This is a genomic window from Rugamonas apoptosis, from assembly GCF_014042355.1.
Classification (GTDB): Bacteria; Pseudomonadota; Gammaproteobacteria; order Burkholderiales; family Burkholderiaceae_D; genus Rugamonas; species Rugamonas apoptosis.
Map to the genome: position 1 here is coordinate 1 of NZ_JACEZU010000046.1, position 381 is coordinate 381.

Genomic DNA, 381 nt, shown 5'->3' on the forward strand with positions numbered 1-381 from the left:
CACGCCAGGTCGTTGGATGGTCGATGAGTTCACGGATTGATACAGAGCTGGCGATGAATGCGCTGTTGATGGCTGTTTGGCGACGCAAGCCGGCTGATCCCGTGATGGTTCATTCGGATCAAGGTTCGCAGTTCACCAGCAAAGACTGGCGCGATTTTTTGAAGGAGCATCGCCTGGAGCCAAGCATGAGCCGGCGTGGAAACTGTCACGATAATGCCGTCGCTGAAAGCTTCTTCCAGCTTCTAAAGCGCGAACGCATCAAGCGCAAGACCTATGCGAGCAGGGACGACGCCAGGCAAGATATCTTCGACTACATCGAGATGTTCTACAATCCGAAGCGCCGTCACGGATTCAATGACAGGCTTTCGCCAGCAGAGTTTG

Annotated in this window: 1 protein-coding gene; it reads left to right on the top strand. The window is 54.1% G+C overall.

Going from position 1 to position 381, the window contains the following annotated elements:
• On the top strand, positions 1-381 hold a 381-nt coding region (locus H3H39_RS28665), incomplete at both ends, for an IS3 family transposase (RefSeq protein ID WP_182157696.1).